The organism is Priestia sp. P5_B4 (genome assembly GCF_056400385.1).
Genome location: NZ_JBFULJ010001168.1, coordinates 1 through 968 on the forward strand (window position 1 = coordinate 1; position 968 = coordinate 968).

Annotated in this window: 1 protein-coding gene; it reads right to left on the reverse strand. The window is 30.6% G+C overall.

The genetic code is table 11. From position 1 onward, the window contains the following. Positions 1-596: hypothetical protein (locus AC1DRF_RS29670; RefSeq protein WP_477742528.1), on the reverse strand; the 596-nt coding region annotated here is incomplete at its 3' end. Between the last annotated feature and the right edge of the window lie 372 nt (positions 597-968).

Consider the following 968-nt stretch of genomic DNA (forward strand, 5'->3'; position numbering starts at 1 on the left):
TTTTCCCAGTCAAGCTGAATATCTACATAATAAACAATATCATCTTTTACAAATGTAGCACACGTATGTGTAGTAGTGTGTAAAACGAATGCTTCTACATTCAATGCTTTTGATACTAAAGCAGCTGTAAACTGATTAATCCAATGACAACCATGAATGAATTTATACCAATCAATAGTGCCTTCTTGTGGAGAATGTTTATCGTAATATTTTTTGTCCAATGCTTGGTATTCTTCAGTGCTAAGCAATTCATTCCATAAATCGTCTTCGTCATCTGAATTTGAGCTATAAAGTTTTTGGAACAACTCATCTTGTTCTTTTTGAAAATTTTCATCTTCTTGAACGGCATCAAAAATTCGGTCATGCCAATAACAACTTGTCGTGTAATCCCAAGGCGCATCTCCTGGCGTCCACATTTTTCCGTCCCAACGTGGATGCTCCAAACAAAAATCAGTCATTGCTTTATCGAGAACTGCTTGTACATCTTCATCATTTAAATATGGTTTTAATAAATGCCAATTTTCACGAATGGGATACAATTTTTCCTGTAATTCTACTTCCTCGATTGCATTATTTATTTTTAAGATTTGTGTCATACAATGACCCCCCAGTGATATTAGTTATCGTTTTTGTCTTATATAACTATTGTATTACGTTAATTTTTGATGTAAGGCTATTACTAATATTTTTGTAGTGGGAAAAATAGTTTGTGCATTATGAACTGATAAACCACTAGAAATAAATCTGCCAAAATAAGAATTTGTATTGATATAATAGTTAAAAAAGGGGATTTTTACTATTGAATATTAAAATGGATTTATCTGAAATACTATTATATTTAGATTTAATGAAAAGAGAAAATAGAAGACCTTTATTAAATGAGCTTAAAATGATGTTATATTTTCTTGAGGATTATCAACAAGTTAAAGAGTTTTACAATAAATTAAAAGAGCCCCAACTCAACATAC